This window comes from Bacillus sp. FSL R5-0512, assembly GCF_038593295.1.
GTDB classification, from domain to species: domain Bacteria; phylum Bacillota; class Bacilli; order Bacillales; family Bacillaceae; genus Bacillus; species Bacillus safensis.
Map to the genome: position 1 here is coordinate 104,281 of NZ_CP151982.1, position 17,433 is coordinate 121,713.

A 17,433-nucleotide genomic window follows, 5' to 3' on the forward strand; every position below is an offset into this window, starting at 1 on the left:
TGAAGCATGAACATTGTTATCTAGTTTTGAGAGAACATTCTCTCCATCAGGTTTGGTGGCGATAGCGAAGAGGTCACACCCGTTCCCATACCGAACACGGAAGTTAAGCTCTTCAGCGCCGATGGTAGTTGGGGGTTTCCCCCTGTGAGAGTAGGACGCCGCCAAGCTTCTATTAGGATCAGTTCCAGTCGGAACTGGTCTTTTTTGTGTTTTTGGGAGGTTTGACACCATATAAATGTGGAAATAATATTGTTAGTTGAGCGATTATCTTGAAAAATTGATCGAAAAAATTTATAGTAAGATTAAAGTCAAATATAGTCAAAGTCAATGGAGGAGGAGGCGGAGTGGCACAAAATATTTCTGATATCATCGAGCAGTATTTGAAGGAAGTCTTGGATCAGAACGGTCGAGAAATATTAGAAATTAAACGCAATGAAATTGCAGATAAGTTTCAATGCGTACCTTCACAAATAAACTATGTTATCAATACACGCTTTACGAGCGAGAGAGGCTATATCGTTGAAAGTAAGCGTGGCGGCGGTGGCTATATCCGCATCATTAAAGTCAAAATGAATGATGAAGTCGACTTATTGAACAATATTATTTCCCAAATATATCATCGGTTATCACAGGCTGCATCTGATCATATCATCATGCGTCTTGTTGAAAATAACATATTATCTGAAAGAGAAGCTAAGATGATGATTAGTGTCATGGACCGTTCTGTATTGCATATTGATTTACCTGAACGAGATGAACTGCGGGCTCGGATGATGAAAGCGATGTTAAATGCTTTGAAATTAAAGTAAAGCGGGTGAAAAGATTGATTTGTCAAGAATGTAATGAGAGACCAGCCACTTTTCACTTTACGAAAGTTATAAATGGAGAAAAACAAGAAATGCACATATGTGAACAATGTGCAAAAGAAAACAGTGATTCATATGCTATGAGTGGAAACCAAGGTTTCTCGATTCACAACTTATTATCAGGCTTATTGAATATTGATCCTAGCTTCACCACAAGTGCTAACAAGGGCTCGTCTATTTTTCAAGAAGCGAAAGAAGTGGATCAATGTCCTAAGTGTGGCTTAACCTTTCAGCAGTTCAGAAAAACAGGCCGATTTGGCTGTGCAGAATGCTATCGTACATTTGATCAGTATCTGAACCCTGTTTTACGGAAAGTCCATAGTGGGAATACAGTCCATAATGGAAAAGTACCAAAACGAATTGCCGGCAGCCTGCATGTTCGCCGGAAACTTGAGTTAATGCAGCAAGAGCTGAAGCAGCTGATTGAACAGGAAGAGTTCGAAAAGGCAGCGGAAGTTCGAGATCAAATTCGTGCATTAGAGCATGAGCAATCTCAGCAGAGGGAGGGAGATTAACGTCATGTCGCTCCAGCATTTTATTCAAGACGCTCTTAGTCAGTGGATGAAACAAAAAGGACCAGAAAGTGACATTGTTCTAAGTAGTCGTATCCGGCTAGCTCGCAATCTAGAGCATGTTCGTTTCCCAACTCAGTTTTCTCAAGCTGAAGCTGAAGCTGTTCTCCAGCAATTCGAGCAAAAGTTTGCTAGCCAGGAAGTGAAGGACATTGGAAACTTTGTTCTGATTCGAATGAATGAAACGCAGCCTTTAGCAAAGAGGGTACTTGTTGAAAAGCATTTGATTAGCCCCAATTTAGCTGAATCAAGATTTGGCGGCTGTTTGCTTTCTGAAAATGAAGAAATCAGTGTGATGCTGAATGAAGAAGACCATATTCGAATCCAGTGCTTATTCCCAGGTTTTCAGCTAGCCAATGCACTAAAAGCGGCTAATCAGGTAGATGACTGGATTGAAGAGCAAGTGGATTACGCGTTTTCTGAAAAGCGAGGATACTTAACAAGCTGTCCGACCAATGTAGGTACAGGTATTAGGGCTTCGGTCATGATGCATTTACCAGCATTAGCGCTCACAAGACAGATGAATCGGATTATTCCGGCCATTAATCAATTAGGTCTTGTGGTCAGAGGAATTTATGGTGAGGGCAGCGAAGCAATAGGGAACATCTTTCAAATTTCAAATCAAATGACACTTGGTCAATCAGAAGAAGACATTGTAGATGACTTGAATAGTGTGACCGCTCAGCTCATTGAACAAGAGCGATCTGCACGAAAAGCGTTATATCAAACATCTAAAATTGAACTTGAGGACAGAGTGTACCGCTCTTTAGGGATTTTGGCCAATTGTCGTATGATTGAATCAAAGGAAACAGCGAAGTGTTTGTCAGATGTGCGGCTTGGAATTGATTTAGGTATCATTAAGGGGCTTTCAAGTAATATACTGAATGAACTCATGATTTTGACTCAGCCCGGCTTCCTTCAACAATATTCAGGAGGAGCCTTAGAGCCAAATGAACGAGATATAAAACGAGCAGCGATTATTAGAGAAAGGCTGCGCTTAGAAATGCATAGGAATGGACAGGAGGATGAAACGATATGATGTTTGGAAGATTCACTGAAAGAGCTCAAAAGGTATTAGCACTTGCACAAGAAGAAGCCATTCGCCTAGGCCATAAGAATATTGGTACTGAGCACATTTTACTTGGCCTTGTACGTGAAGGTGAGGGCATCGCTGCCAAAGCGTTAGAAGCACTGGGCCTTGTTTCAGATAAAATCCAAAAAGAAGTCGAAAGCTTGATTGGAAGAGGGCAAGAGGTGTCTCAAGCTATTCCTCATTATACGCCTAGAGCGAAGAAGGTCACTGAGCTTTCAATGGATGAAGCAAGAAAGCTAGGTCATTCCTATGTAGGGACAGAACATATTCTATTAGGTCTTATTCGTGAGGGAGAGGGTGTCGCTGCCCGTGTCTTAAATAACCTCGGAGTGAGCTTAAATAAAGCACGCCAGCAAGTCCTGCAGCTGCTTGGAAGCAATGAAACAGGTGCATCTGCAGCTGGCTCTAATAGCAATGCAAATACACCAACACTAGATAGCCTGGCAAGAGATTTAACAGCTATCGCAAAAGAGGACAGCTTGGACCCTGTCATTGGCCGAAGCAAAGAAATTCAACGTGTCATTGAGGTCCTAAGTAGAAGAACAAAAAATAACCCTGTGCTGATTGGTGAGCCTGGTGTTGGTAAAACAGCCATCGCAGAAGGTCTTGCACAGCAAATTATTCATAATGAAGTGCCTGAAATCCTGCGTGATAAACGAGTAATGACCCTGGATATGGGAACTGTTGTAGCTGGTACGAAATATCGTGGTGAATTCGAGGATCGTTTGAAAAAAGTGATGGACGAAATTCGCCAGGCAGGAAATATCATTCTCTTTATCGACGAGCTTCATACACTTATTGGTGCTGGTGGAGCAGAGGGCGCGATTGATGCGTCTAATATCTTGAAGCCATCCCTAGCACGTGGAGAGCTTCAATGTATTGGGGCGACAACGTTAGATGAGTACCGTAAATATATTGAAAAGGATGCTGCGCTTGAACGACGTTTCCAGCCAATTCAAGTAGATCAGCCGTCTGTTGATGAAAGTATTCAAATCTTAAGAGGGCTTAGAGACCGGTATGAAGCACATCACCGTGTGTCTATTACAGATGAAGCGATTGAGGCGGCGGTGAAGCTGTCTGACCGTTATATTTCTGACCGATTTCTTCCAGATAAGGCGATTGATTTAATTGATGAGGCAGGTTCGAAAGTCCGTTTACGTTCGTTCACAACACCGCCTAACCTAAAAGAATTAGAGCAAAAGCTGGATGAAGTACGCAAGGAAAAGGATGCGGCAGTTCAAAGCCAAGAATTTGAAAAAGCAGCTTCTCTTCGCGATACAGAACAGCGTTTGCGTGAAAAAGTAGAAGTTACAAAGAAATCATGGAAAGAAAAGCAGGGACAAGAGAATTCAGAGGTATCTGTAGATGATATCGCAATGGTCGTTTCCAGCTGGACGGGAGTGCCTGTTTCGAAAATTGCTCAAACGGAGACAGATAAGCTTCTGAATATGGAACAATTGCTCCACTCTCGCGTGATCGGACAGGATGAAGCGGTTGTCGCTGTAGCAAAAGCGGTGAGACGTGCGCGTGCTGGCCTGAAAGATCCGAAGCGCCCAATCGGCTCCTTTATCTTCTTAGGTCCAACAGGGGTTGGTAAAACGGAGCTTGCAAGAGCACTTGCTGAGTCTATTTTCGGTGATGAAGAAGCAATGATCCGTATTGATATGTCTGAATACATGGAGAAGCACTCTACATCCAGACTTGTTGGGTCACCTCCAGGCTATGTGGGCTATGATGAAGGTGGACAGCTGACTGAAAAAGTGAGAAGAAAACCTTATTCTGTCGTTCTTTTAGACGAGATTGAAAAGGCGCATCCAGATGTATTTAATATCTTACTGCAAGTGTTAGAAGATGGTCGTCTGACTGATTCTAAAGGGCGTACCGTTGACTTTAGAAATACGATTTTGATTATGACATCAAACGTTGGAGCTAGTGAGCTGAAGCGCAATAAATATGTTGGGTTTAACGTGCAGGATGAAAGTCAAAATTACAAGGATATGAAAGGCAAAGTGATGGGCGAGTTGAAACGTGCGTTTAGACCTGAGTTTATCAACCGTATTGATGAAATCATTGTCTTCCACTCGCTTGAGAAGAAACATCTAAAAGAGATCGTGTCTCTCATGTCTGATCAATTGACAAAACGATTAAAAGAACAAGACCTATCAATTGAATTGACGGAAGCAGCAAAAGCGAAGATTGCCGACGAAGGAGTAGATCTTGAGTACGGTGCGCGTCCGTTAAGAAGAGCGATTCAAAAGCATGTAGAAGATCGACTTTCTGAAGAGCTTCTGAAGGGGAATATTGAAAAAGGTCAACATATCGTATTAGATGTGGAAGATGGAGAGATTGTCGTAAAAGCGACGGCTGCTACGAACTAATATAGTAAGAAAAAAGTGTGAGGCATACCAGTAAGGTGTATGCCTCCCTTTACTTATTTTCTGACCAGTATAAGGAGTTGTATTCTTCAATCTATGGCTAAGACAAAATCAAAATTTATATGCCAATCGTGCGGTTATGAGTCAGCCAAATGGATGGGGAAATGTCCAGGCTGCGGCACGTGGAACAGTATGACAGAAGAGGTCGTTCGCAAAGAGCCGGCAAACCGTCGAAGTGCTTTTAATCATTCTGTTCAAACCATTCAAAAACCTTCACCTATATCTGCAATTGAAACATCCGAAGAACCCCGAATTAAAACAAATTTAGAAGAATTTAACCGAGTATTAGGAAGTGGAATTGTCAAAGGTTCTCTTGTTCTCATCGGCGGAGATCCTGGGATTGGGAAGTCCACATTATTATTACAAGTATCAGCACAGCTCTCAGACAAAAATCAGAATGTGTTATACATATCTGGTGAGGAGTCCATTAAACAAACGAAGCTAAGAGCGGACCGCCTTGGCATTGAAAGCGCCTCTTTACATGTTTTGGCTGAAACCGATATGGAGTATATAACGTCTGCTATACAGGAGATGAAACCTGCTTTTGTTGTGGTGGATTCGATTCAAACCGTTTATCAAAGCGATATCACGTCAGCTCCCGGCTCTGTATCTCAAGTTAGAGAATGTACAGCGCAGCTGATGAAGATTGCCAAGACAAATGGTATTCCTATTTTTATCGTTGGTCACGTGACCAAAGAAGGCTCGATCGCAGGTCCACGCCTTTTAGAGCATATGGTGGACACAGTTCTTTATTTTGAAGGCGAGCGTCATCATACGTTTCGTATCTTACGGGCGGTCAAAAACCGATTTGGTTCAACGAATGAATTGGGAATTTTTGAAATGAGAGAGGAAGGGCTCACGGAAGTATTAAACCCATCAGAAATCTTTCTAGAAGAGCGGTCGGCAGGTGTATCTGGTTCGTGTGTTGTTGCCTCAATGGAAGGAACAAGACCCGTACTTGTCGAGATACAGGCATTAATTTCCCCGACAAGCTTTGGGAATCCGCGAAGAATGGCCACTGGCCTTGATCATAATCGAGTATCGCTGCTCATGGCAGTTTTAGAAAAACGCGTGGGGCTGCTGCTGCAAAACCAAGATGCGTATTTAAAGGTCGCAGGCGGTGTGAAGCTTGACGAACCGGCGATTGACTTAGCTATTGCTGTCAGTATTGCATCAAGCTTTAAAGATGCAGCGCCGCATCAAGCGGATTGCTTTATAGGAGAGGTCGGTCTGACGGGAGAAGTCAGAAGAGTATCAAGAATTGAACAGCGAGTGCAGGAAGCTGCAAAACTAGGATTTAAGCGAATGTTTATTCCTCAGGCGAATATAGACGGATGGAAAAAGCCGAGAGGGATTGAGTTAGTTGGTGTAGAAAATGTAGCGGAGGCACTTCGAATTTCACTAGGGGGATCATAGAAATGGAAAAAGAGAAAAAAGGAGCGAGAGAACTCGATCTCTTAGATATTGTACAGTTTGTGGCACCAGGAACACCTCTGCGGGCAGGGATTGAAAACGTCCTGAGAGCCAATACTGGCGGGCTCATTGTTGTTGGTTATAATGACAAAGTAAAGAGTGTGGTAGATGGAGGATTTCACATTAATTCGGCCTTCTCCCCAGCACATTTATATGAATTGGCGAAGATGGACGGGGCCATTATTCTTAGCGATTCTGGTCAAAAAATCTTGTATGCGAATACACAGCTGATGCCAGATGCAACCATTCATTCATCGGAAACAGGCATGAGGCACCGGACGGCTGAACGTGTAGCAAAGCAGACAGGCTGCTTAATCATTGCCATTTCTGAACGGAGGAACGTCATTACCTTATACCAAGGGAATCGTCGTTATACGCTGAAAGATATTGGCTTTATTTTAACAAAGGCCAATCAAGCCATTCAAACACTTGAGAAATATAAAACGATTTTAGATCACGCCATTTCTGCGTTAAGCGCCCTAGAATTTGAAGAGCTTGTGACCTTTGGTGATGTATTATCCGTGTTGCACCGCTACGAAATGGTACTCAGGATCAAAAATGAAATCAATATGTATATCAAAGAGCTCGGAACAGAGGGACACTTGATCCGCCTGCAAGTCAATGAATTGATTACAGATATGGAGCAGGAAGCAGCTTTATTTATTAAAGATTACGTGAAAGAAAAGATCAAAGATCCGTATGTGCTGCTTAAACAACTTCAAGATATGTCGAGCTTTGAGCTTTTAGATGATTCCATTCTGTACAAGTTACTTGGATATCCAGCTTCTACAAATATTGACGAATATGTGTACACAAGAGGATATAGATTGCTCCATAAAATCCCTAGACTGCCAATGCCAATCGTCGAAAATGTGGTTGAAGCATTCGGTGTGCTAGATCGAATTATGGAAGCAGATGTACAAGAATTGGATGAAGTAGAAGGAATTGGAGAAGTAAGAGCGAAAAAGATAAAAAAAGGATTAAAAAGGTTACAAGAAAAACATTACATTGACCGTCAGCTTTAAGAAGAGAAATTTTTCTCTATTACGGTTAAAAATGGATGAATATGGGTATATTAATGATGGTTTTGTTTTCTGTTGCTCATGATAGGAAACTCAAACATATATTAATGTCAGATGAAGGTGGATTGACAGATGAAAAATAAAGGAGGTGAAGGTATGTTAAAAAGAATCGTTCAGGCGTTTTTTATCATTTTGGGTGCAGTTGTAGGGATTTTTATCATTCCAGAGTTATTTCTGCTTTTAAATGTAAAGGACATACCTTTCATAACAAATGCTTACTCATCAGCACTAATAGGAGCCGTTGTGTTCTTCATCATTGGTAAATGGTGCACAGGTTATGTGGTAAATTGGGTGAAATGGATCGAGGATTCTCTATTGAAGGCGCCTCTTCCTGATCTTATATCTGGAAGTTTCGGATTAGTATTTGGACTTATTCTAGCATATCTTATTGTAAACGTGATCCCGCTAAACAATATCCCATATCATATTTTTGGTACCATTATTCCGATTTTCCTGGCTTTCTTTTTAGGATACCTTGGATTTCAGGTAGGATTTAAGAAGAAGGATGAAATGATAGGGCTGTTCTCCCGATCTGCAAAGGTCACAAAGAAAAAGGGAGCAGCTGATGATGAACCTGAAATAGAAGATAAAAAGCTGAAAATTTTAGACACAAGTGTTATCATTGATGGAAGAATCGCAGATATTTGTCAAACTGGATTCTTAGAAGGCGTCATGGTCATTCCTCAATTTGTACTCGAGGAATTACAGCATATTGCAGACTCTTCAGATGTATTAAAGAGAAATAGAGGCCGAAGAGGTCTAGATATTTTAAATCGTATTCAAAAAGAATTGGATATCAAAGTTGAAATTTACGAAGGTGACTTCGAAGACATTCAAGAGGTTGATAGCAAGCTTGTGAAGCTGGCGAAATTAACTTCAGGTGTTGTTGTGACCAATGATTTTAATTTAAATAAAGTATGCGAACTTCAAAAAGTAGCAGTGTTAAACATCAATGATCTAGCCAATGCCGTTAAACCGGTTGTACTGCCTGGGGAAGAAATGAAGGTACAGGTCATCAAAGATGGAAAAGAGCATAACCAAGGTGTTGCTTACTTAGATGACGGTACGATGATTGTGGTCGAAGAAGGACGCAATTACATTGGAAAAGACATTGACGTGCTCGTCACAAGTGTGCTGCAGACTGCTGCTGGAAGAATGATTTTTGCGAAGCCAAAACTTCTGGAGAAGGCGCTCTAAAGGGAGAACGAACATGTATTATGAAGTAGTTATTCCGGCTGCGGGGCAGGGGAAACGAATGAAGGCCGGCCGTAATAAGCTTTTTATTGAGCTGAAAAGAATGCCGGTCATCATTCATACACTAAAGGTGTTTGACGCTCATGCGCAATGCAAACGCATGATCCTAGCGATCAATGAAGAGGAGCGTCAAGACTTTGAAAGGCTACTCAAGGTACACGCTTTTCAAACGCCTGTTTCACTTGTCACTGGCGGTGAAGAACGTCAGCAAAGTGTATACGAAGGATTAAAGGCTGTGAAAGATGCGGACATCGTGCTTGTTCATGATGGAGCAAGGCCTTTTATTAAGCATACACAGATTGACTTGCTCGTTAAAGCAGCGATTGAAAAAGGCTCCGCAGTTGTAGCGGTACCAGTGAAAGACACAATCAAACGCGTTCAAGAAGGCAAAGTGGAACAAACCATTGAACGTCAGAGCTTGTGGGCAGTCCAGACCCCACAAGCTTTTCGTCATTCTATTTTAAAAGAGGCGCATGAATATGCGGAGCGGACAGGCTTCTTTGGAACAGACGACGCCAGTCTTGTTGAACAATTACAGGGTGAGAATGTGTATATTGTCCAAGGAGACTATACCAATATTAAGCTGACAACACCGGATGATTTATTGGTTGCCAAAGCAATTATGGATGCGGAAAGAGGGTACTAGATCATGTTGAGAATAGGACAAGGTTTTGATGTACATCAATTAACAGAGGGGAGACCTCTGATTATTGGCGGGGTCACCATCCCTTATGAAAAGGGACTGCTAGGTCATTCAGACGCTGACGTACTGCTTCACACAGTGGCAGATGCATGCCTGGGTGCGATTGCTGAAGGAGATATCGGCAGACATTTCCCGGACACTGACCCTGAGTTTAAGGATGCAGATTCTTTTAAATTATTGCAGCATGTGTGGGCACTTGTGAAAGAAAAGGGCTACACACTTGTGAATATTGACTGCACCATCATGGCGCAAAAGCCAAAAATGGCACCTTACATTCAACCAATGTGTGAGAAAATTGCAGAAGCGCTTGAGGCAGATGTCACACAGGTGAATGTCAAAGCAACAACGACAGAGAAACTTGGATTTACAGGAAGAGGCGAAGGAATTGCCTCTCAGGCAACAGTGCTTCTTCAGAAAAAGTAAAATCCATTTTGATGAGAATGGGTTTTGATGATAAAATACGTTTATAAAAAATTGGTGTCAGACAACATGATGCAGATGAAAGGAAGTTAAACTCATGGGAAATGAAGTGCGTGTTCGTTATGCACCGAGTCCAACTGGTCATTTACATATTGGGAATGCTAGAACGGCTCTTTTCAACTATTTGTTCGCACGCAGCCAAGGCGGCAAATTTATTATTCGAATCGAGGATACGGATCAAAAGCGTAATGTAGAGGGCGGGGAGGAAAGCCAGCTTCGCCACCTGCAATGGCTCGGTATTGATTGGGATGAGAGCATTGATAAAGATGGCGGCTACGGTCCTTACAGACAATCAGAGCGTAATGATATTTATAAAAAATATTATGATGAGCTGCTAGAGAAGGACTTGGCGTATAAGTGCTATTGTACGGCAGAAGAGCTAGAGGCAGAGCGTGAAGCACAGATCGCCCGCAGCGAAATGCCTCGATATTCTGGTAAATGCAGTCATTTATCAAAAGAAGAAGAGGACAAGCTGATTGCTGAAGGAAGAGAGCCAAGCATCCGCTTCCGAGTACCAAAAGGAGAAATCATCAAATTTGACGACATGGTCAAAGGTGATATTTCATTTGAAACAGACGGCATTGGTGACTTTGTTATTGTGAAGAAAGATGGCACGCCAACTTATAACTTTGCAGTTGCCGTGGATGATCATTTGATGAAAATGACTCACGTTCTTCGCGGAGAGGATCATATTTCAAATACCCCTAAACAAATCATGATTTTTCATGCATTTGGCTGGGATGTTCCGCTATTCGGACATATGACGCTGATTGTGAACGAGAACCGCAAGAAATTAAGTAAACGTGATGAATCGATTATTCAATTCATCGAGCAATATAAGAATTTAGGCTATTTACCTGAAGCCCTGTTTAACTTCATTGCATTACTTGGATGGTCTCCAGTAGGCGAAGAAGAACTGTTTACAAAAGAGCAATTCATCGACATTTTTGATGTGAACCGACTTTCTAAGTCACCAGCTCTATTCGATATGCATAAACTAAAATGGGTGAACAACCAATACGTGAAAGCTCTTGATCTTGATCAGGTTGTGGCACTAACACTTCCACATCTTCAAAAGGCAGGCAAGGTAAGTGAGCAGCTGACTGAAGAAGAAAACACGTGGGTACGCAAGCTTATTTCTCTGTATCACGAACAATTAAGCTACGGAGCAGAAATTGTTGAGTTGACAGAGTTGTTCTTTAAGGAGCAAATTGAGTATAATCAAGAGGCAAAGGAAGTTCTAGCAGAGGAGCAAGTACCAGAAGTGATGGCATCTTTTGCAGGTCAGCTTGAACAGCTTGAGTCTTTCACACCTGATGAAATCAAGGCTGCCATTAAAGCGGTACAAAAAGAAACAGGGCATAAAGGCAAGAAACTATTCATGCCGATTCGTGTGGCTGTCACAGGACAAACGCATGGCCCAGAACTTCCGCAAAGTATTGAATTACTAGGTAAAGAAACGGTATTAAACCGCATTAAACAAATATAAAGAAATCGTTGCGAGGGAGAAGTACAATGTACTCGTCCATCACAGAAAGAGTCTCCACCGGCTGAAAGAGACTTATGGGCAGATGTTGGAAATGCACCCTCAAGACCCTTGAGGAACACGTACGTTAGTATGCAAGGGCGGTACCCTCCGTTATGGGATTAAGTTGAGAAGGCTTCAAGATAAGTGGCTTTCTAAACAGAGTGGAACCGCGTTTTCAAAACGTCTCTGTCATTTGGCAGAGGCGTTTTTTATTTGTCCAAAAAAGAGAGCAAGTCCTAAGAGAGATTCATGGGGAAGAACGGGGGGAGCATGTGTTTTTCAAAATGCTGAAAGAAGATATTGATACTGTGTTTGATCAAGATCCTGCTGCTAGAAGCTATATTGAAGTAGTGCTAACCTATTCAGGACTTCATGCGATTTGGGCTCACCGTATTGCGCATGCATTTTATAAGCGGAAGCTGTACTTTATTGCGCGGATCATTTCTCAGGTCAGCCGTTTTTTCACAGGGGTGGAAATTCATCCGGCGGCAACCATTGGCAGGCGGTTCTTCATTGATCACGGCATGGGCGTCGTGATCGGGGAAACATGTGAAATTGGAGACAACGTCACTGTTTTCCAAGGCGTGACATTAGGGGGAACAGGGAAAGAAAAGGGAAAGCGGCATCCGACCATTTTAGACGATGCCCTCATTGCGACAGGTGCCAAGGTGCTTGGTTCCATTACAGTTGGAAAAGGAGCCAAGATTGGAGCGGGGTCGGTCGTGTTAAAGGACGTACCCGACCATTCCACCGTTGTCGGTATACCTGGGCGAGTCGTCGTTCAAAATGGAAAGAAAATCAATCGTGATCTCAATCATCAAGATTTGCCAGATCCAATTTCCGATCGTTTCAAAGAATTGGAACGAGAAATGGAAAAGCTAAAAGGTGAGCTGGCTTCATTGAGCAGAAAGGAAGAACAATCATGACAATCAATATTTATAATACATTGACACGTAAGAAGGAAGAATTTGTCCCGCTTGAGCCAGGAAAGGTCAAGATGTATGTGTGCGGACCAACCGTTTATAACTACATTCATATCGGGAATGCTAGACCTGCTATTGTTTATGACACTGTACGTAAGTATTTAGAATACAGCGGTTACGATGTGAACTTTGTATCAAACTTTACAGATGTGGATGATAAACTCATCAAAGCAGCCAACGAACTCGGAGAAGATGTGCCGACAATTGCTGACCGGTTTATCCAGGCCTACTTCGAAGACGTCAGTGCACTCGGCTGCAAAAAAGCAGACCTTCACCCGCGAGTGACGGAAAACATGGATGATATCATTGCGTTTATTGCCACATTGATTGAAAAAGGCTACGCCTATGAAGCAGATGGCGACGTGTATTACAGCACACGCTCATTTGAAGGCTATGGAAAGCTTTCTCACCAATCAATTGATGAACTGAAGACAGGTGCCCGTATTCGAGTAGGTGAAAAGAAACGAGATGCACTGGACTTTGCTCTTTGGAAGGCTGCAAAGGATCAGGAAATCTCTTGGGATAGCCCGTGGGGCGAAGGACGCCCAGGCTGGCACATTGAATGCTCGGCAATGGTCAAAAAATATTTAGGTGATACGATCGATATTCATGCTGGCGGACAGGATTTAACATTCCCTCACCATGAGAATGAAATTGCCCAATCTGAGGCTTTGACAGGGAAGCCTTTTGCGAAGTATTGGATGCATAACGGGTATATTAATATCGATAATGAAAAAATGTCAAAATCACTTGGCAACTTTGTGCTGGTGCATGACATTGTGAAAGAACAAGATCCTGATGTGCTTCGCTTCTTTATGTTGTCGGTGCACTATCGCCACCCAATTAATTACTCAATGGATTTATTAGAAAGTACAAAGAGTGCGTTTAACCGACTCAAAACATCGTATGCGAATTTACATCACCGTCTAGAGAGCAGCACAAATATCACGGAAGACAATGCTGAATGGCTGGCAAAAATTGAAGAGCAGCGTGCAACATTTATTTCCGAAATGAATGATGACTTCAATACGGCAAATGCGATCTCTGTTTTATTCGAATTAGCGAAACAGGCGAATTATTATATGGAAAATGATCATACTTCGGAGGAAGTGATCAAGGCATTTATCGGCTTGTTCCAAGAAATTACGTCTGTTCTCGGCTTCTCATTAGAAGAAAAGCACACGCTTGACGAAGAGGTAGAAGCGTTAATTGAAAAACGCAATAAAGCTAGAAGAAATCGTGACTTTGCCCTATCTGATCAAATTCGTGATCAATTAAAGAACATGAATATTGTGTTGGAGGACACTCCTCAAGGTACTCGCTGGAAAAGAGGAGAATAGGCAATGTTGAATTTTGAAAAGCTGAAAGACGGTAAACAGCTGAACGGACTTGCGCTGGCTTATATGGGTGATGCCATTTTTGAAGTATATGTGAGGCATCACCTCCTCCAAACGGGGGCGACAAAACCAAATGAGCTGCACAAACGAGCAAGCAAAATTGTTTCAGCTAAATCACAGGCTGCTATTTTATTTACGCTTCAGCAGCAAGGCTTTTTCACTGAAGCAGAAGAAGCGGTGCTGAAAAGAGGAAGAAACGCAAAATCAGGCACAGTGCCTAAAAACACAGACGTTCAAACGTATCGTTATAGTACAGCGTTTGAAGCGCTCATGGGTTATTTATTTATCGAAAAGCAGGACGAACGCTTAGAAGAGCTGATTGGTCAGGCGATTGAAATCGGAACGTCAGGGAGGAAGACAAATGAGTCAGCAACATGATTATGTCATTGGGAAAAATGCAGTGATTGAGACACTGAAGTCAGATCGGGAGTTATACAAGCTCTGGATGGCAGAAAACACTGTAAAAGGACAAGCCCAGCAGGTCATTGAACTCGCTAAAAAGCAAAATATCACCATTCAGTATGTTCCGAGGAAAAAGCTTGATCAAATGGTTACAGGTCAGCACCAGGGAATCGTTGCACAAGTAGCAGCATATGAATATGCAGAATTGGACGACCTGTATCAAATCGCTGAAAAGCGGAATGAACAGCCTTTCTTTCTGATTTTAGATGAGATTGAAGACCCGCATAATTTAGGATCTATTATGAGAACGGCAGATGCTGTAGGTGCACACGGGATTGTCATTCCGAAAAGGAGAGCGGTCGGTCTAACAACAACAGTTGCTAAGGCATCCACTGGAGCAATTGAGCATATTCCTGTTGCAAAAGTGACCAATCTTTCAAGAGCCCTTGATGAAATGAAAGAAAGAGGAATCTGGGTTGCGGGAACAGATGCGTCTGCTAAACAGGATTACAGACAATTTGATGGCACAATGCCGCTGGCTCTTGTGATTGGCAGCGAGGGAAAAGGAATTGGCCGATTGATTAAGGAAAAGTGTGATTTTCTGATTAAACTGCCTATGGCCGGGAAGGTTACTTCGTTAAACGCATCAGTTGCCGCTGGTTTATTGATGTATGAAGTGTATCGAAAACGTTATCCGTTAGGAGAATAGAGATGGATATCCTCTTAGTCGATGGATACAACATGATAGGTGCATGGCCTCAGCTGCAGCACTTAAAGGAAAACAGCTTTGAAGAAGCCAGAGACGTACTGATTCAACATTTAGCAGAATATCAAGCATACACAGGGTATCGAGTCATTGTCGTATTCGATGCCCATATGGTCAAAGGAATTGAAAAGAAGCGGACCAACCACCGAGTAGAGGTCATCTTTACGAGAGAGAATGAAACGGCGGATGAGCGGATTGAAAAGCTGGCGCAGGATTTGAATAATATCCGGACGCAAATTCATGTGGCAACCTCAGATTTTACGGAACAATGGGCTATTTTTGGACAAGGAGCTCTTCGGAAGTCGGCTCGTGAGCTTTTAAGAGAGATTGAAGTGATAGAACGAAAGATTGAAACGAGGGTCAAAAAGATTACTTCTGATAAACCAGCATCTAAGATTGAATTGTCAGAAGATGTATTGAAAACGTTTGAAAAATGGCGGCGGGGGAATCTGGAATAGCTTGACGATATTTCAACCATTAATGTATAATATTTCTATCTAGGTGCGGTCGGGGGGATCGAAGTGAATCTAAACAACAGCAAGGGTAAGTCCATCAGAGAGCAATTTTGCCAGTTGGAAGATGAACAAGTCATTGAAAGGGTTCATGTCGGAGATAGTGATGCGCTAGATTATTTAATAACGAAATACCGCAATTTTGTACGTGCGAAAGCAAGATCTTATTTCTTGATAGGAGCGGATCGAGAGGACATTGTCCAAGAGGGAATGATCGGACTTTATAAGTCTATCCGCGATTTCAGAGAGGACAAGCTTACTTCATTTAAGGCTTTTGCAGAATTATGTATTACCCGCCAAATTATCACCGCAATTAAAACAGCTACTCGCCAAAAACATATCCCGTTAAATTCCTATGTATCATTAGACAAGCCGATCTACGACGAAGAATCGGACAGAACATTATTGGATGTCATTTCCGGTGCTAAAGCGCTTAACCCAGAAGACTTAATTATTAGCAAAGAAGAATTTGATGATATCGAAATGAAGATGGGTGAACTGCTAAGCGAGCTGGAAAGAAAGGTACTTGTGCTTTATCTTGATGGCAGATCCTATCAAGAGATTTCTGAAGATTTAAATCGTCATGTGAAATCAATTGATAACGCACTCCAAAGAGTAAAGAGAAAATTAGAGAAATATTTAGAGCTTCGCGAGATTAGTCTCTAATCAAACCTATATTGACAGCTTTTTCGACACTGTGATAAGGTACTAATGAAATGATGTCGAGAAAATAGGTGTAAATATGAGGAAAAAGATTACTCTAGCCTGTAAAGACTGCGGAAGCCGCAATTATACGACAATGAAAAGTGTTGCTTCAGCAGCTGAAAGATTAGAAGTTAAGAAATATTGCAAGACTTGTAATTCACATAAAACACATTTAGAAACGAAGTAAGATTTGGGTTCTTTAATCTGTGGAGGTCTTTTACATGCGTATTATCAGTTTCTTAAAAAGTGTCGGAAAAGAAATGAAAAAGGTCAGCTGGCCAAAGAAGAACGAAATGGTCCGCTACACAATCACTGTTATTTTAACAGTCGTATTCTTTGCCATCTTTTTCTCTTTTCTTGATATAGGAATCTCACAATTAATCGAATTAATTCATTAATACTTGAATAATGGTCTGCTGAACGTGCTATAATAGATCATAATATGACTTGCCAAAAAACCCGTTTTACGGGTTTTTTCAATTGCTTGAAAATATTTACCGTTACTCGAGATTCGTCAAATAGACATTATGAAATGTGGGGAGGGAAGGACTAAATAGTCCTGAACGAAAATGGAAAAGAATTGGTATGTTGTGCATACGTACTCTGGCTATGAAAACAAAGTAAAAGCGAATTTGGAAAAGCGTGTTGAATCAATGGGCATGCAGGATAAAATCTTCCGCGTCGTCGTACCAGAAGAAGAAGAAACGGATATTAAAAATGGTAAGAAAAAAGTTGTCAAAAAGAAAGTATTCCCTGGCTATGTCCTAGTGGAAATCGTGATGACTGACGACTCTTGGTATGTCGTTCGTAATACACCAGGTGTCACTGGATTCGTTGGATCAGCTGGATCAGGCTCAAAGCCGACTGCGCTGCTGCCAGGCGAAGCCGAAACCATTCTGAAGAGAATGGGTCTTGAAGAACGCAAAACAGAAATCGACTTTGAACTGAAAGAAACAGTTAAGGTCATCGATGGACCATTTGCTAACTTCACTGGCTCTATTGAAGAAATTGACTACGATAAAAGCAAAGTCAAAGTATTCGTTAATATGTTTGGTAGAGAAACACCTGTTGAACTTGAGTTCACGCAGATCGATAAATTGTAATTCAAAAGAGCTTGAAATGAGTGTATAGAAGTGGTAATATAGCAAAGGTACGTCTTGAGTTCACTCAAGATCGCTAGCT

General features: G+C 41.9%; 19 protein-coding genes, 1 rRNA gene and 1 other annotated feature. All 20 genes read left to right on the forward strand.

What is annotated here, in order from left to right:
* Positions 1-51: 51 nt before the first annotated feature.
* A 5S ribosomal RNA gene (gene rrf / locus NSQ25_RS00565) occupies positions 52-167 on the forward strand.
* 177 nt (positions 168-344) lie between these two features.
* Positions 345-809, forward strand: coding sequence for a CtsR family transcriptional regulator (locus NSQ25_RS00570; protein WP_003217184.1), 465 nt, complete (start codon positions 345-347; stop codon positions 807-809).
* 14 nt (positions 810-823) lie between these two features.
* Positions 824-1,381 carry a UvrB/UvrC motif-containing protein gene (locus NSQ25_RS00575; protein ID WP_024425862.1) on the forward strand — a complete coding sequence of 186 codons (558 nt, stop codon included), beginning with the start codon at positions 824-826 and terminating at the stop codon, positions 1,379-1,381.
* Positions 1,382-1,385: 4 nt separating this feature from the next.
* The gene (locus NSQ25_RS00580) at positions 1,386-2,477 is read left to right on the forward strand and encodes a protein arginine kinase (protein WP_024425579.1); all 1,092 of its coding nucleotides are present in this window, start codon (positions 1,386-1,388) and stop codon (positions 2,475-2,477) included.
* Entirely contained in the window at positions 2,474-4,909 is a 2,436-nt protein-coding gene (clpC, locus tag NSQ25_RS00585) for an ATP-dependent protease ATP-binding subunit ClpC (protein ID WP_007496263.1), read from the forward strand. The genes NSQ25_RS00580 and clpC overlap by 4 nt, the downstream gene beginning before the upstream one ends.
* 93 nt (positions 4,910-5,002) lie before the next feature.
* The gene (gene radA / locus NSQ25_RS00590; protein WP_025092231.1) at positions 5,003-6,382 is read left to right on the forward strand and encodes a DNA repair protein RadA; all 1,380 of its coding nucleotides are present in this window, start codon (positions 5,003-5,005) and stop codon (positions 6,380-6,382) included.
* 2 nt (positions 6,383-6,384) lie between these two features.
* The gene (gene disA, locus NSQ25_RS00595) at positions 6,385-7,464 is read left to right on the forward strand and encodes a DNA integrity scanning diadenylate cyclase DisA (protein ID WP_024425581.1); all 1,080 of its coding nucleotides are present in this window, start codon (positions 6,385-6,387) and stop codon (positions 7,462-7,464) included.
* Between the two features lie 153 nt (positions 7,465-7,617).
* On the forward strand, positions 7,618-8,718 hold the full coding sequence (locus NSQ25_RS00600) for a PIN/TRAM domain-containing protein (protein WP_024425582.1): 1,101 nt from the start codon (positions 7,618-7,620) through the stop codon (positions 8,716-8,718).
* Positions 8,719-8,731: 13 nt separating this feature from the next.
* Positions 8,732-9,421 carry a 2-C-methyl-D-erythritol 4-phosphate cytidylyltransferase gene (ispD, locus tag NSQ25_RS00605; protein WP_041115162.1) on the forward strand — a complete coding sequence of 230 codons (690 nt, stop codon included), beginning with the start codon at positions 8,732-8,734 and terminating at the stop codon, positions 9,419-9,421.
* A 3-nt stretch (positions 9,422-9,424) separates the two neighbouring features.
* Positions 9,425-9,901, forward strand: coding sequence for a 2-C-methyl-D-erythritol 2,4-cyclodiphosphate synthase (gene ispF / locus NSQ25_RS00610; RefSeq protein ID WP_003216928.1), 477 nt, complete (start codon positions 9,425-9,427; stop codon positions 9,899-9,901).
* A 94-nt stretch (positions 9,902-9,995) separates the two neighbouring features.
* A complete protein-coding gene (gene gltX, locus NSQ25_RS00615) occupies positions 9,996-11,447 on the forward strand; it encodes a glutamate--tRNA ligase (RefSeq protein WP_046314367.1) in 1,452 nt (483 codons plus the stop codon).
* Positions 11,447-11,677 (forward strand) — a binding site (T-box leader). (Overlaps the previous gene by 1 nt.)
* 81 nt (positions 11,678-11,758) lie before the next feature.
* Positions 11,759-12,412, forward strand: coding sequence for a serine O-acetyltransferase (cysE, locus tag NSQ25_RS00620; RefSeq protein ID WP_034283914.1), 654 nt, complete (start codon positions 11,759-11,761; stop codon positions 12,410-12,412).
* Positions 12,409-13,809, forward strand: coding sequence for a cysteine--tRNA ligase (gene cysS / locus NSQ25_RS00625; protein WP_326136007.1), 1,401 nt, complete (start codon positions 12,409-12,411; stop codon positions 13,807-13,809). The genes cysE and cysS overlap by 4 nt, the downstream gene beginning before the upstream one ends.
* A gap of 3 nt (positions 13,810-13,812) precedes the next feature.
* On the forward strand, positions 13,813-14,244 hold the full coding sequence (locus NSQ25_RS00630) for a Mini-ribonuclease 3 (RefSeq protein ID WP_024425587.1): 432 nt from the start codon (positions 13,813-13,815) through the stop codon (positions 14,242-14,244).
* Positions 14,228-14,977, forward strand: a complete 750-nt coding sequence (gene rlmB / locus NSQ25_RS00635) for a 23S rRNA (guanosine(2251)-2'-O)-methyltransferase RlmB (RefSeq protein WP_024425588.1) — start codon at positions 14,228-14,230, stop codon at positions 14,975-14,977. The genes NSQ25_RS00630 and rlmB overlap by 17 nt, the downstream gene beginning before the upstream one ends.
* A gap of 2 nt (positions 14,978-14,979) precedes the next feature.
* A complete protein-coding gene (gene rae1 / locus NSQ25_RS00640; RefSeq protein ID WP_024425589.1) occupies positions 14,980-15,492 on the forward strand; it encodes a ribosome-dependent mRNA decay endonuclease Rae1/YacP in 513 nt (170 codons plus the stop codon).
* 63 nt (positions 15,493-15,555) lie between these two features.
* A complete protein-coding gene (gene sigH, locus NSQ25_RS00645; RefSeq protein ID WP_008345424.1) occupies positions 15,556-16,212 on the forward strand; it encodes an RNA polymerase sporulation sigma factor SigH in 657 nt (218 codons plus the stop codon).
* Positions 16,213-16,288: 76 nt separating this feature from the next.
* Positions 16,289-16,438 carry a 50S ribosomal protein L33 gene (gene rpmG, locus NSQ25_RS00650; protein ID WP_008356502.1) on the forward strand — a complete coding sequence of 50 codons (150 nt, stop codon included), beginning with the start codon at positions 16,289-16,291 and terminating at the stop codon, positions 16,436-16,438.
* Positions 16,439-16,472: 34 nt separating this feature from the next.
* Positions 16,473-16,649 (forward strand): preprotein translocase subunit SecE, encoded by a 177-nt coding sequence (gene secE / locus NSQ25_RS00655; protein WP_008345422.1) that lies wholly within the window; start codon positions 16,473-16,475, stop codon positions 16,647-16,649.
* A 171-nt stretch (positions 16,650-16,820) separates the two neighbouring features.
* Positions 16,821-17,354, forward strand: a complete 534-nt coding sequence (nusG, locus tag NSQ25_RS00660) for a transcription termination/antitermination protein NusG (RefSeq protein WP_003217197.1) — start codon at positions 16,821-16,823, stop codon at positions 17,352-17,354.
* The last annotated feature ends 79 nt before the right edge of the window (positions 17,355-17,433 follow it).